Origin of the sequence: Sphingomonas sp. UBA978, assembly GCF_002292295.1 — a bacterium.
Classification (GTDB): domain Bacteria; phylum Pseudomonadota; class Alphaproteobacteria; order Sphingomonadales; family Sphingomonadaceae; genus Sphingomonas.
In genome coordinates, this window is sequence record NZ_DBBS01000015.1 from 43,812 (window position 1) to 56,804 (window position 12,993).

The following is a 12,993-nucleotide window of genomic DNA, read 5'->3' on the forward strand; positions in this document are numbered from 1 at the left end:
ATCGACCCCGTCCGCGCCTATATGCGATCCATCGCAGGCAACCGATCGTAGGCGCCTCCGGCTGAGAGACCATCGTGCTCCCGCTTACGGCCGGAGACGCATCATCGATCTCAACTATCTCTTCCATCGCCATCAGCTGTCGCTGGCCGCGTCGACCGACGCAGCGTCGCGGGAAGCGCGCGCCGCGCATCGCGGCCTGACCCTTGGCTATGCGACCCGAATCGCCCGCCTGCGCGCGGCGGGCGGCGGCACCCCCATGTCGTCGGCGCGCGTCAGTTGAGCGCGCCCCTCGACGACGCCGTTCCCGCGACCCGGACCAAGCCCGGCCGCGTCTTCCGCAAATCGCGCCCGCCGATGCCGCGGCTCGACGCCGCACGTCAGGCGCGCGTCATGTCGCTCGCCTGGACGGCGCTGGGCGATCGCGACCGGGTGATGGCGTTCCTGAATGCGGATCATCCGCAGCTCGGCGCCCGCCCGCTCGATCTGGCGATCGCGAGCGACGTGGGTCTGGCCCGGGTCGAACGCGCGCTGGCCGATCTGGCCACCGGCGCGCAGGCCTGACGGCGGATGGAGCCGGCCGATCCCCTGCCCGCCCATCGCCGCTGGACGCAGGGCGACATCACCGCGCTGCGTCAGGCGCTCGGCGGCGGGGACAGTGTCGGCCGGATCGCCGAAAAGCTCGGGCGCGATACGGATGCGGTGATGCTGATGATGACGCGGTTGCATCTCCGCGTCTGACGGCAGGATCAGTGGCGCAGCGTCCAGGCCAGCCACAGCCACCCGCCGATCAGCGCCGCGCCGCCGATCGGGGTGATCGCGCCGAACCAGTGCGGCGCGCCGAGCGCCATCGCATAGAGCGTCCCCGCGAACACTGTGCCGCCGACGACGAACAGCCAGCCCGGCCCGGGCGCGTTCATGCGCAAAGCCACCAGCGCCGCGACCGCGTGGACCAGCTGATATTGCCCGCCGGTCTTCAGCCATTCCTGCGCGACGCCGCTCGCGCCATGCGCGCCAAATGCGCCCGCCGCGACCGCGATGGCGCCGGACAGCGCCGCAAGGATGCCGAGGATCATCGCGGGTCGTTCCCCCAGGGTTGCTGCTCCGCCACCATCGATCGCGCCGCGCGAATGTCGCCCGCCTCGATCTGGATGCGCAGCCGTTCCTTGTCGCGCGACCGGTACTTTTCCTCCGCGCGATCAATGTCGGCGCCGGCGATGCCGAGGTCGCGCATCGCGACCCGCGCCATCTTCACCGCCGATTCGAGCACCTCGCGCACGACATAGACCGCCGACGTCTTCTTGAGCTTGATGAGCGCGCGCCGGTCATAGGCGCGCACGTAGATGGCGGCATCCGGGAACGCCTCGTGGACGCCCTCCAGCGTGTCGGGTTCGATCTGGTCGCCGTCGATGCAGAACAGGATCAGCTCCGCCTCCGCCGCGCCCGCCTGCCGCAACAGGTCGACCCGGGTGCCGTCGCCGTAATAGACCTTGGCGCCGAATTCGCCGGCGATGTCGATCATCTCGATATCGGTGTCAATCAGCGTCACCGGAATGTCCTGCGCCAGCAGCATCTGCCCGACCGTCTGGCCGAACCGGCCGTAGCCGACGATGATCGCATTCGCCCCGTCCGCCTTCGGCCCGTCGCGCGCCTGGTCCTTGGCGACCGGCTCCTCGCGGAACCGCCTGGTCGCGCCCATCAGGAACGGCGTCGTCGCCATCGACAGCGTGATGATCGCCCCGAACAGGCTCGCCGCCTCCGGCGCGACGAGGAACCCGGCCTGCGCCTGCGCGAACAGCACGAAGCCGAACTCGCCGCCCTGGCTGAGCAACAGCCCCAGCGCCAGCGCGCTGCGCCACGTCATCTTGAACGCCATGCCGATCAGGGTGATGACCGCCGTCTTGGTCGCGATCAGCGCCAGCGCCATCGACAGCACGAGCAGCGGCCGGTCGGCGATCGCCTGCAGGTTGAGCAGCATGCCGACCGCGAGGAAGAACAGGCCGAGCAGGATCGACCGGAACGGATCGACATCCGCCTCCAGCTCGTGCCGGTACGGGCTGTCCGCCAGCATCACGCCCGCGATGAACGCGCCGAGCGCGGTCGACAGCCCGAGCGATTCCATCAGCGCTGCGCTGGCGATGACGGTGAACAGCGCGGCGAACACGAACATCTCGCGCTCGCCGAGATTACCGATCAGCCGGAACAACGGCCGCAGCAGGAACCGCCCGGCGAGGATCAGCCCCGCCACCGCGAGCAGGGTATAGACCGCGAGCAGCCATCCCGGCGGGCCGTTGGCGTCGGCGGGATTGCGGCTCATCGCCGCGACGATCGTGATGAGCGGCACGATCGACAGGTCCTGGAACAGCAGGATCGAGAACGCCCGCTCGCCGAACGGTGTCCGCATCCGGCCCGAGGATTGCAGCATCGGCAGCACCTGCGCGGTCGACGACAACGCCAGCGGCAGGCCGAGCGCGAACGCCGCCGGCACCGAGAAGCGCGCCAGCCCCCACACCACCGCGGTGATCGCGAGGCCGCAGGCGACGACCTGCAACAGCCCGAGGCCGAAAATCTCCTGCTTCATCCGCCACAGCCGCGTCGGATTGAGCTCCAGCCCGACGACGAACAGCAGCAAGGTGATGCCGAGCTCGGCGATTCCCATCTTCGATTCGGCATCGCCGACGAGGCCGAGCACATGCGGCCCGACCACCGCGCCGGCGACGAGGAACCCCAGCGTCGCACCCAGCCCCAATTTGCGGAACAGCAGGACGGAAGCGAGGCCGAATCCGAGCAGGATCATCCCGTCGCGCAGCATCGACACGCCCTCGGCCGCCTCATGCATGCGCGCGGGCCTCGCGGGCGGCGAATGCGGCCTCGGCCGCCGCCTCGAACGCCAGCCGGATCGAGGGATGGCGCGCGCTATAGGTCAGCGCCGGTTCGAACACGCCGATCCCCGGCCAGTCCGGCATCACGCCCTCGCCCGCCAGCCATGCGGTCAGCGCATCGCGCGCGTCGGCCAGCTGCTCGGGCGTCTTGCCGAGGATCTGCGCGGCGAGCAGCGACGACGACGCCTGCCCCAGCGCGCAGGCGCGGACCAGCAGCCCGACCTCGCTCACCCGGCCGTCGTCGTCGACGCCGACGTCCACCGTCACCCGGCTGCCGCAGATCGGCGAGCGCTTCTCGGCGGTCGCCGCCGCATGTTCGAGCCGCGCATGATGCGGGATCGACGCCGCCAGCCGCAGGATCTCGGCATTGTACAGGGGGGCGTTCATGGCTGGCCACTCGCATTGTCGGGTCGCTCGAGGCTCTGCCGCGAGCCGAACACCGGCTGGCCGCGACGGCGGCGGTCGACGAAATCGGCGATCCCCGCGCTCGTCGCGTTGAGCAGATTGTAGCTGCGCGAATCGGTCATCCACGCCGGTCGCTGCGCCGGCCCGCCGCGCGCGGTATCGACCAGCAGCGCGGCGACCAGAAAGCCGAGGCTGGCGATGATGAGCCCCTTCAGCGCGCCGAAGCCGAAGCCCAGCGCGCGGTCGACCGGCCCCAGGATCGACTGCCGCGTCCGCTTGCCGATCGCATTGGCGACCAGCTTGCCGCCCAGATAGGTGCCGCCGGCGATCACCGTGAACGCCCCCACCGCCGCGCCCGACGGCGTGCCGATCACGGTGGCCAGCTTGGCGGCGAGCGCGACGTGGAACAGCTTGAGCATCGCGACGATCGCGATCCACGCGAACAGCGACAACACCTCGGTGACGAAGCCGCGCTTCAACCCCATCAAAGCGGCGCCGCCCACGGCGACGAGTACGATCATGTCCAGTGCGGTCAGCCCCATGATGGGGGAATAGGGATGCGCGGGGCCTGCGGCTAGTCCCGCGCATGCAGATCGCCGCGGGCCCCGCCCTCAGCCTGTCGCCGGCTTCGCCGTCTCGTCCCTCTCCCGTCGGGAGAGGGAGGGAGGCGCGTAGCGCCGGAAGGGTGAGGGTGCGCCTCAGCCCCGCCCCAGCATATGGTCCACGAACTGCCCCAGCGTGCGGAACCCCGTCAGCCGCAACGGGCTGTCGTCCTTCGCCACCGCCGCCGGCACCAGCGCGCGTTCGAACCCCAGCTTCGCCGCCTCCTTCAGCCGCAGCGCGCCATGCGCGACCGGACGCACCTCGCCCGAGAGCGCCACCTCGCCGAACGCCACGGCGTCGACCGGCACCGGCCGCTCGGACAGCGCCGAGATCAGCGCCGCCGCCACCGCCATGTCCGCCGCCGGGTCCTGCACGCGATAGCCGCCGGCGATGTTGAGATAGACTTCGGCGCTGGAAAAGCTCAGCCCGCAGCGCGCCTCGAGCACGGCGAGGATCATCGCCAGCCGCCCGCTGTCCCAGCCGACCACCGCGCGCCGCGGCGTCGCGCCGCTCGCCAGCCGCACGACCAGCGCCTGGATCTCGACCAGCACCGGTCGCGTCCCCTCCAGCGCGGGGAACACCGTCGTCCCTGTCACCCCCTCGTCGCGCTGGGTCAGGAACAGCGCGGACGGGTTGGACACCTCCTCCAGCCCCTCGCTCTGCATCGAGAAGACGCCGATCTCGTCGGTCCCGCCGAAGCGGTTCTTGATCGCGCGCAGGATGCGATACTGGTGGCTGCGCTCGCCCTCGAACGCCAGCACCGTGTCGACCATATGTTCGAGCACGCGCGGCCCGGCGATCGACCCGTCCTTGGTGACATGCCCCACCAGCACCAGCGCGGTGCCGCGCTCCTTGGCGAAGCGGATCAGCTCCTGACTCGACGCGCGCACCTGGCTCACCGTCCCGGGCGCGCCCTCGATCAGGTCGGAATGCATCGTCTGGATCGAATCGATCACCAGCAGCGCCGGCGGCGGCCCCAGCGACAGCGTCGTCAGGATGTCGCGGGTCGAGGTCGCCGCGGCGAGCTGCACCGGCGCGTTGCCCAGCCCCAGCCGCCGCGCACGGAGCCGCACCTGATCCGCCGCCTCCTCGCCCGAGACATAGGCGACGCTGCGCCCGGCCAACGCCAGCTTTGCCGCCGCCTGCAGCAGCAGGGTCGACTTGCCGATCCCGGGATCGCCCCCGATCAGCGTCGCCGACCCCTCGACGAAGCCGCCGCCCAGCGCCCGATCGAGTTCGGCGATCCCCGTCGCCATCCGCTCGGGCAGCACGATGTCGGCGTCCAGCCCGACCAGCTGCACGGTGCGCCCACCGGTGCGCAGGTCGTGCTTGGCCTGAAACGGCGTCACCACCGCCCCCGCCTCCTCGACCATCGTGTTCCATTCCGCGCAATCGCCGCACTGCCCCGCCCAGCGCGGCGACACCGATCCGCATGCCTGACACACGTAACGCTTCTGGGGTTTCGCCATGCGGAACGCCCTAACCGAAAGAGAACGGGAGGGGAACAGAAAATGCGACTTCGGGCTATGCTGCGCCTGCCGCGGCACGGTCGAGCGGCGTCGCCGTCACCCCGGGATCTTGAGCCCCCGCTGCACCGCCGGCCGCGCCAGTCCGCGCGCCAGCCACGCCCTCACATTGCCGAACCGCTCGAACCCGACCAGATCGCCCGCGCCATAGAAGCCGGTCAATCCGTTGACCCAGCCCAGCATCGCAATGTCGGCGATCGAATAATCGTCGCCCAGGAACCAGTCGCGCCCGTCCAGTGCCGCGTCCATCACCCCCAGCAGCCGTGCCGCCTCGGCCACGTAACGGTCGCGCGGCCGCTTGTCCTCGAAGTCCTTGCCGGCGAACTTGTGGAAGAAGCCGACCTGCCCGAACATCGGCCCCACGCCGCCCATCTGGAACATCAGCCACTGGATCGCCTGCCAGCGTCCCGCCGGATCGATCGGCACGAACCGGCCCGTCTTGTCCGCCAGGTACAACAGGATCGCGCCGCTTTCGAACAGGCCGAACGGCACACCGCCCGGCCCGTCGGGATCGACGATCGCGGGAATCTTGCCATTGGGGTTGAGCGACAGGAACGCCGGCGATTTCTGGTCGTCGCGCGCGAAGTCGACCTTGTGCGCCTCGTACGGCAACCCGGTCTCCTCCAGCATGATCGACACCTTCACCCCGTTGGGCGTCGGCAGCGAATAGAGTTGCAGGCGGTCGGGATGCTGCGCCGGCCAGCGCGTGCTGATCGGAAAGGCGGACACATCGGTCATAAATATAGCCTCCGTCGTGGAAGCGCACGACATAGCCACGCCACATTCGCGACGCTATGGCCCGCGCCAGCATGCAACCTTCAGACCTTCGTGTCGCGCTGTTCAGCGGCAATTACAATTACACCCGCGACGGCGCCAATCAGGCGCTGAACCTGCTCGTGCGCCATCTGCTCGCCCACGGCGTCGCGGTGCGCGTCTATTCGCCGACCACCGAACGCCCGGCCTTCGCCCCGGTCGGCGACCTCGTCTCCGTCCCGGCGATCCCGATGCCGGCGGGGCGAGAGGAATATCGGCTGGCGCGCTATCTGCCCGCCGCCACCCGCGCCGATCTGGAGGCGTTCGCGCCCAACATCGTCCACGTCTCCGCCCCCGACCTGCTCAACCATGGCGCGGTCAGCTGGGCACGCCGGCAGGGCATCCCCAGCGTCGCCTCGTTCCACACGCGCTTCGAAACCTATTTCCGCTATTATCGCATCGGCTTTCTGGAACCGGTCATCAAGGCGATCATGACCCGCTTCTACAACCGGGTCGACCGGGTCATGCCGCCGAGCCCGAGCATGGGCACGCTGTTGCAGGACTGGGGCGTCACCACGCCGATCACCATCTGGTCGCGCGGGATCGATCACGACCGCTTCACACCGGCGCGGCGGGACGATGCGTGGCGCCGCGGCCTCGGCATCGCCGACGACGAGATCGCGATCGGCTTCCTCGGCCGGCTGGTGAAGGAAAAGGGCCTCGACGTCTTCGCCGAGGTCGTCAAGCAGCTCACCCGCCGCGGCGTACCGCACAAGGTGCTCGTCGTCGGCAAGGGGCCGGCACAGGACTGGTTCGCGCAGCAGGCCCCCGGTGCGATCTTCGCCGGCTTCCAGTCGGGGAACGACCTCGGCCGCGCGGTCGCGTCGATGGACGTGTTCTTCAACCCCTCGATCACCGAGACGTTCGGCAACGTGACAACCGAGGCGATGGCGGCCGGTGTCCCCGTCGTCGCCGCACGCGCGACCGGCGCGGTCGATCTGGTCGAGGACGGCGTCACCGGCTTCCTCGTCGCGCCCACCGACGTCGCCGGCTATGCCGACGCCATCGCCCGCATCGTCGCCAACCCCACCCTCAAGCGCACCATGGCCGCCGCCGGTGCCGCACGGGCGGACGGCTATCGCTGGGACACGGCCAACCAGACCGTGCTGGATACGTATCTGGAGCTACACGCCGGCCGCTAGAATAGGATGACATCGGATTGATCCGAATGTCCGTCAGTTTAACGTCATCCCGATCTAGGCGGGCGCGCCGGCGCGAGCGCCAGATGTCTGTACCGGGGTCCACCGTGTCGCACGGTCACCGGGTGCCGCACCTATCGGACGGATACCGGGATCCGTCTGATAGGCGGAAACGCCCCTACCCCTCCCGCCAGTCGAACGTCAGCGGTGCCTCGCGGAACGCGAACCGGTCGAGGTGGCTTGCCACCACGCCGCGCATCCGCTCGACGTCCTCGCCGTCCGGGACGTGCAGCACCACGTCCAGCGTCGCGCTGTCCGCCTTCATCTCCAGCCGCGATCCGTTGGGGAAGGCGATCGTCCCCTCCTCCGCGGTAAAGGCCACCTCCATCTTGTGGCTCCAGTGCTTGGCCAACTGCTGGAGGTAGCGGCTCGCCGATCCGGTCGGCACCCGTGCGACGGAGACGCTCACTTGAGCCGCTCGATCTTCTGGACGACCGCGTCGATCATCGCGCTCACCTCGTGCACCGCGTCGTCGGACAATTCCCCACTCTCCAGCCGCTGCATGACCACGTCGCGCAAATTGCGCATCGATCGCCGGATCGGCGCGCGGTCGCTACGCGCCCGATGCTCGCCCGCCGCTGCCAGCCGCGCCAGCATTGCCGCGACCAGTTCCGCCTGCTCCGCCAGATGCGCGGTACCTGCCTCGGTCACCCCGAACCGCTTGCGCGTCGTCTCCGACGGCTGCTCGGCGATCAGCTCCATCTCCGCGAGCATCGTCAGCGCCGGATAGACCATGCCGGGGCTCGGCGCGTAGGCGCCCCCGGTCAGTTCCTCGACCGCCTTGATGAGCTCATAGCCGTGGCGCGGTTCGTCGGCGATCATCTTCAACAGCACCAGCCGCAGCTCACCACCATCGAACATCCGTCGGCGCCCGCCGCCGCCGCCGCCACCGCGGCCATGATCGCGAAACGCCTCGAAGCGTCCCTCGGCACGCGCCGCCCAATGTTCCCAGCCGCCGCGCGGCCCGCAGCCGCGTCCACCGCGGCCGTGCATATGTCCAAACATCGTGAGTCCTTTTTCTATCTCGATACGCACAAGATATATCGCAACGACATCAATGCAAGAGCTTTCGAGATATATCTTGGCGCAATCTTGCGTTGATCCGGGAACGCTGCGTCACCCATCCCCTGCGACGGGGTGACGCAGCGGGCCGCTCCGCTTATCTGCATCGCATGGCAGATCTGCTGACCGGGCTGGAGCCCGACCCCGTGCCGGATGCCCCCGGCGCCAATGCCCCGCTCGCCGACCGGCTGCGCCCGCGCGCGCTGGCGGACGTCGTCGGTCAGGAGCATCTCACCGGCCCGGACGGCGCGATCGGGCGGATGGTCGCCGCCGGGCGGCTGTCGTCGATGATCCTCTGGGGACCGCCCGGCACCGGCAAGACCACCATCGCCCGCCTGCTCGCCGATGCGGTCGACCTGCGCTTCGTCGCGATCTCCGCGGTGTTCTCCGGCGTCGCCGAACTCAAGAAGGCATTCGCGGAAGCGCGCGACCATGCCCGGATCGGCAAGCGCACCTTGCTGTTCGTGGACGAGATCCACCGCTTCAACCGCGCGCAGCAGGACGGTTTCCTGCCCTATGTCGAGGACGGCACGGTGACGCTGGTCGGCGCGACCACCGAAAATCCCTCGTTCGAGCTCAACGCCGCGTTGCTCAGCCGCGCGCAGGTGCTCATTCTCGAACGTCTCGGCCGCACCGCGCTCGAACAATTGATCGACCGGGCGGAGGTGCTGGAGGATCGCCCGCTGCCGCTTACCCCGCCGGCGCGCGACGCCCTGCTCGCCAGCGCCGACGGCGATGGGCGCTTTCTACTCAACCAGGCGGAGACGCTGTTCTCGGTCGACCTGCCCGAGCCGCTCGATCCCGCCGGCCTGTCGAACTTCCTGCAGCGCCGCGTCGCGATTTACGACAAGGATCGCGAGGGGCATTACAACCTCATCAGCGCGCTCCACAAATCGATCCGCGGCTCGGACCCGCAGGCTGCGCTCTATTATCTGGCGCGGATGCTGACCGCGGGGGAAGAGCCGCTCTATCTGCTGCGTCGCCTTACCCGCGCCGCGGTCGAGGATATCGGCCTCGCCGACCCGCAGGCGCTGGTCCAGTGCATCGCCGCCAAGGACACCTACGATTTCCTCGGCAGCCCCGAGGGCGAACTCGCGATCGCGCAGGCCTGCCTGTATCTCGCCACCGCCCCCAAATCGAACGCCGCTTATATGGCGCAGAAGAAGGCGTGGCGGTCGGCGAAGGAGACGGGATCGCTGATGCCCCCCGCGAACATCCTCAACGCCCCGACCAAGCTGATGAAGCAGATCGGTTATGGCGCGGACTATGCCTACGACCACGATGCCGAGGATGCCTTTTCGGGCGCAAACTACTGGCCCGACGAACTCGAACCGCAGCGCTTCTACGAGCCGACCGGGCGTGGTTTCGAGGCGCGGCTGAAGGAGCGGCTGGCGCATTGGGACGGCCTGCGCCGCGAACGGCGACCCTGACGCCCGCTCGGCACGACCCCTCTGGACTAGTCGCCCCGCTTGTCGCATGGGGCGAGCCAACGCCGGTTTAGCTCAGCTGGTAGAGCAGCGGTTTTGTAAACCGAAGGTCGCGGGTTCGATTCCTGCAACCGGCACCGTAATTACCCGCGGATTTCCGCCATTTCTTCTACCTTGGATAGCACGAACGGTGCAGCGCTCCAAGGCCCAAGTGAACCTTTAGTACGTCAGCGACTCGGCCGCGTTGGCCAAAAAGGTCGGGCTGAACCTCGCATAGACCCTCTCTGTAATTGCGCTGTCGGTGTGGCCAAGGAAACGCGCGATCTGCGACATCGGCGTGCCATTCTCCGCCATCCACACCGCGGCGCTATGACGCATCATGTGCGGCGTGGCCTGCACCCCGGCACGACGGCACGCGGCCTCAAAGCCTTTCTTGATCGACAGCACCTTCCCACGGCCATGCTCGATCACATAGTCACTCATCGCGCCTTCCTTCGCGGCCATCAGGCTTTCGCGTAGCTGCTCGTTCATGGGAACGGTGGCCCGATACTTCGATGTCTGAACGCGATCGCGGGGGTTGAGGTCGATCAGGCCGGTTTCGAAGTTCACGCGGTCCCAGGTCAGATCGAGGATCGCGTTGGTTCGTGCGCCCGTCCCTACCGCAAGCTTCAAGAATAGCTGAATGTGGGGCGCTATGGCCTTTGCCAGCACTTGTCGGAATTGAGCCTTGGAGAGGTGGCCGACAGGCTTTGACGTGAGCTTCGGCATCTGGATGAAAGGGGCTTTGTCGATCAGCTTCTTTTTCTCACCCCAGTTCAACGCTGCCCGTATTACGGCCAACTCATTCCGGACGGTTATGGCCGCACAGTGAGCCCGGCGCTTCCGGTAATCGAGGGCGGCAGTCTCATCGACCCGCACGATCGGCAGGCGGTCCCAGAACGGCTTTGCGGCCTTCCATGCCGTTTCAGCCCTGTGATGGGACACCATCTCCGACTTCGCCGTCAGGTAAGCCTCCACGACGGACCCCACGTTGCTGTAATCGCCGCCTACCGAGCGTCGCTGCCAGAATGAACGAGCTGCGGCTTCCGCGGACGCTCGATCAGCCGTTCCAAGCGAATGTCGGTGGCGTCGTCCGTCTTTGTCCCAGACGATGGCGAGCTTGCCTCTGTATCGTTGGAGGCGGTAGTCGTCCGGCATTCAAACTTCTCCACTTCGTCGCCGCGGACCCGGAGAAGCCGGCCGCCCAGCTTGAACGCCGGTAGATCGCCGCTCTTGATGAGCGAGTAAACGGTGTCGGTGCCGCAGCCCCAATGTTCGGCCAGCGCGGCCACGCTGTAGACGCTAGACATTCTCCCCCTCCCCCCGCACCGTGTCGTGGAGAGAGGCGCGGACGGAGAGGCCGAGAGGGGTCAGGCGGTAGATTGTGCCACCCGGCTCAATGCCGCGCTCCCAAGCGAACGGGTCATCAAGGTCGTCGGCTTCCACCGAGTCCCAACTGACAAACCCGGCCTCTTCTAAAGCCCATGGATACTGCGGATCGTCGCTTCGTACGTCGCCACGATCACCATCGCAAAATGCGTCCCAATTGCTGGTCAGGTCGTCCCGCTGCGCCTTCGTCAGCCCCGCAGCCACGATCCCCGCCCGCTCGGCATGATCCGGTGAATGGTCGGTCATGGGCGCAAAGCTTTCTTAGACAGCCGCTCAGGACCAGCCTCGTTGATTATCTGAGCCAATACTAGGGCGCGTTTCTCTGCCACGCCGCCAGACCCGCAATCCACAAGGTGGCCGTCAGACAGCAGCACCATATGGACGGTTGCGCCTCCCTGTTCGCAGTTGATTTCCCGCCGGCAGACAAGGGCCTTGTCGCTGTTCAGTTCAGCAAACGTGCTCATGCTTCCCCCTTCCAGACGGCGTTGAGGTATCGAATATCGGCCTCGTTGGGCGCGATGAATATGTGACGCATCTGATCCCACCAGATCGCGAACCTTACCGTGAGATACAGCCAACGCGCGTGCCGGATTCCCCACCAGCGGCTCATACACCCCCTCCGTCATCGGTCAGGTTGCGGGCGGACAGAGCGCGGATGGTCCGGTCGATCAGCGACGTATTGCCGTGCCAATCGCGTTTCTCGCGCTTCCATTCCTCCACAAGTGCCGCCTGTTCCAGCAAGTCCGCGCCAGTGGTGGTGGCCGATTGAGCAGCCAGAACTTGGCCGACATCTTTGACGCCCGTGTCGTATGCCCTAGCCAGCAAATCGCGGACGCTAGTTGCGCCCGCAGCATGCTGCGCCAGTAAATACTTTGTCCGCTTACGGCCGATAGCGCTTGGTGCTGAAACCCTCCCCATCACCGCACCTCCCCGCCGCCCGTCGCCCCGTCCGTCGCATCGGTGGCTAGGGCTGCGACCAAATCGCGCGGGTGGATCGGGTCGCCGTCCTCGTCCTTCGGCATGGCTTCCAGAACGATGTTCATCAGCGTGCCACCAAGGTCGCCGTCGAACTCTTCAGTGCCGTCGCATGGCACCCATTCCTTTACACCAAGCTCCTTCGCCAGCAATTCGACAGCGTATTGAATGCCGCTCTCGAAGGTCGGGCGAAGCGGATGGTTATAGTCCGGTAGATCGCCGTGATAGTCGGCGAACGGCTTCACCAGCTCGGCCAACCCCGCCCCGGTGTCGCTCGCGACCTTGGGGGCTGCGGCAGTGCCATTTTCAAAATGCGCCATCGCTTCGTAATCGTCACGGGACCAGCCATCGAACACCTGATCCCTCCGCGCCGGAACCGCGGCATCGAGCGCGGGCTGGGCGGCTGCGGCGAGATAAGCGTTGATGCCAGCTCGTGCCTGCGCGACCCAACCGGCGCGGCGCTGTTCAATGTTCTCGCAATAGTCACCGATGCCGTTGACGCGGTCGCACATGGCGCGAGCAGCTGCTTCAATCGCGTGCGCCGGGGGTGCCTCCTGTTTATCATCCATCTTGCGTGTCCTTATCGTCGTTCCACACGAAGCTGGCGCAGCTTTCGCCGTGCAGCTTATCGCATCCGACACCAGTCCAATGACGATCACAGTATGCCGCGTCATTG

The 12,993-nt window shown here is 67.5% G+C and carries 18 protein-coding genes and 1 tRNA gene; 5 read left to right on the forward strand and 14 right to left on the reverse strand.

Annotation, left to right across the window (positions count from 1 at the left end; genetic code table 11):
• Positions 1–276 precede the first annotated feature (276 nt).
• Positions 277–561: an antitoxin Xre/MbcA/ParS toxin-binding domain-containing protein gene (locus B2515_RS07775; protein WP_293875494.1), complete on the forward strand. Its 285-nt coding sequence runs from the start codon at positions 277–279 to the stop codon at positions 559–561.
• A gap of 6 nt (positions 562–567) precedes the next feature.
• On the forward strand, positions 568–738 hold the full coding sequence (locus B2515_RS07780; protein WP_293875496.1) for a hypothetical protein: 171 nt from the start codon (positions 568–570) through the stop codon (positions 736–738).
• A gap of 8 nt (positions 739–746) precedes the next feature.
• Here B2515_RS07780 and B2515_RS07785 read toward each other — a convergent pair whose 3' ends face one another.
• From B2515_RS07785 to B2515_RS07810, 6 genes are all read right to left on the reverse strand, one after another.
• Positions 747–1,073: a DUF423 domain-containing protein gene (locus B2515_RS07785; RefSeq protein WP_293875498.1), complete on the reverse strand. Its 327-nt coding sequence runs from the start codon at positions 1,071–1,073 to the stop codon at positions 747–749.
• Positions 1,070–2,836 carry a cation:proton antiporter gene (locus tag B2515_RS07790; protein ID WP_293875500.1) on the reverse strand — a complete coding sequence of 589 codons (1,767 nt, stop codon included), beginning with the start codon at positions 2,834–2,836 and terminating at the stop codon, positions 1,070–1,072. The genes B2515_RS07785 and B2515_RS07790 overlap by 4 nt, the downstream gene beginning before the upstream one ends.
• Positions 2,829–3,266 carry an iron-sulfur cluster assembly scaffold protein gene (locus B2515_RS07795; protein WP_293875502.1) on the reverse strand — a complete coding sequence of 146 codons (438 nt, stop codon included), beginning with the start codon at positions 3,264–3,266 and terminating at the stop codon, positions 2,829–2,831. The genes B2515_RS07790 and B2515_RS07795 overlap by 8 nt, the downstream gene beginning before the upstream one ends.
• A complete protein-coding gene (locus B2515_RS07800) occupies positions 3,263–3,826 on the reverse strand; it encodes a CvpA family protein (protein ID WP_293875504.1) in 564 nt (187 codons plus the stop codon). The genes B2515_RS07795 and B2515_RS07800 overlap by 4 nt, the downstream gene beginning before the upstream one ends.
• A 156-nt stretch (positions 3,827–3,982) precedes the next feature.
• Positions 3,983–5,356, reverse strand: coding sequence for a DNA repair protein RadA (gene radA, locus B2515_RS07805; protein ID WP_293875506.1), 1,374 nt, complete (start codon positions 5,354–5,356; stop codon positions 3,983–3,985).
• 96 nt (positions 5,357–5,452) lie between these two features.
• Positions 5,453–6,151, reverse strand: a complete 699-nt coding sequence (locus B2515_RS07810) for a glutathione S-transferase family protein (protein WP_293875508.1) — start codon at positions 6,149–6,151, stop codon at positions 5,453–5,455.
• A 71-nt stretch (positions 6,152–6,222) separates the two neighbouring features.
• Between B2515_RS07810 and B2515_RS07815 the strand changes: the two genes are divergently transcribed.
• Entirely contained in the window at positions 6,223–7,368 is a 1,146-nt protein-coding gene (locus tag B2515_RS07815) for a glycosyltransferase family 4 protein (protein WP_293875510.1), read from the forward strand.
• Between the two features lie 175 nt (positions 7,369–7,543).
• Here B2515_RS07815 and B2515_RS07820 read toward each other — a convergent pair whose 3' ends face one another.
• On the reverse strand, positions 7,544–7,834 hold the full coding sequence (locus B2515_RS07820) for a DUF2218 domain-containing protein (protein WP_293875511.1): 291 nt from the start codon (positions 7,832–7,834) through the stop codon (positions 7,544–7,546).
• Positions 7,831–8,430, reverse strand: coding sequence for a PadR family transcriptional regulator (locus B2515_RS07825; protein ID WP_293875512.1), 600 nt, complete (start codon positions 8,428–8,430; stop codon positions 7,831–7,833). Before B2515_RS07825 ends, B2515_RS07820 begins: the two co-directional genes overlap by 4 nt.
• Before the next feature lie 167 nt (positions 8,431–8,597).
• Here B2515_RS07825 and B2515_RS07830 point away from each other — a divergent pair, with 167 nt between their 5' ends.
• Together B2515_RS07830 and B2515_RS07835 are read left to right on the forward strand one after the other, a co-directional pair.
• Positions 8,598–9,917, forward strand: coding sequence for a replication-associated recombination protein A (locus B2515_RS07830; RefSeq protein WP_293875513.1), 1,320 nt, complete (start codon positions 8,598–8,600; stop codon positions 9,915–9,917).
• Between the two features lie 61 nt (positions 9,918–9,978).
• A tRNA-Thr gene (locus B2515_RS07835) sits at positions 9,979–10,051 on the forward strand.
• Between the two features lie 82 nt (positions 10,052–10,133).
• Here the strand turns inward: B2515_RS07835 and B2515_RS07840 are convergent.
• From B2515_RS07840 to B2515_RS07865, 6 genes are all read right to left on the reverse strand, one after another.
• The gene (locus tag B2515_RS07840; RefSeq protein WP_293875514.1) at positions 10,134–10,931 is read right to left on the reverse strand and encodes a tyrosine-type recombinase/integrase; all 798 of its coding nucleotides are present in this window, start codon (positions 10,929–10,931) and stop codon (positions 10,134–10,136) included.
• A 29-nt stretch (positions 10,932–10,960) separates the two neighbouring features.
• A complete protein-coding gene (locus tag B2515_RS07845; RefSeq protein WP_293875515.1) occupies positions 10,961–11,245 on the reverse strand; it encodes a helix-turn-helix domain-containing protein in 285 nt (94 codons plus the stop codon).
• Between the two features lie 10 nt (positions 11,246–11,255).
• Complete coding sequence (locus B2515_RS07850) at positions 11,256–11,588, reverse strand: hypothetical protein (protein ID WP_293875516.1); 333 nt, start codon at positions 11,586–11,588, stop codon at positions 11,256–11,258.
• Positions 11,585–11,806 carry a hypothetical protein gene (locus B2515_RS07855; protein WP_293875517.1) on the reverse strand — a complete coding sequence of 74 codons (222 nt, stop codon included), beginning with the start codon at positions 11,804–11,806 and terminating at the stop codon, positions 11,585–11,587. The genes B2515_RS07850 and B2515_RS07855 overlap by 4 nt, the downstream gene beginning before the upstream one ends.
• 142 nt (positions 11,807–11,948) lie before the next feature.
• Positions 11,949–12,260 (reverse strand): hypothetical protein, encoded by a 312-nt coding sequence (locus tag B2515_RS07860; RefSeq protein ID WP_293875518.1) that lies wholly within the window; start codon positions 12,258–12,260, stop codon positions 11,949–11,951.
• A complete protein-coding gene (locus B2515_RS07865; protein ID WP_293875519.1) occupies positions 12,260–12,886 on the reverse strand; it encodes a hypothetical protein in 627 nt (208 codons plus the stop codon). Before B2515_RS07865 ends, B2515_RS07860 begins: the two co-directional genes overlap by 1 nt.
• Between the last annotated feature and the right edge of the window lie 107 nt (positions 12,887–12,993).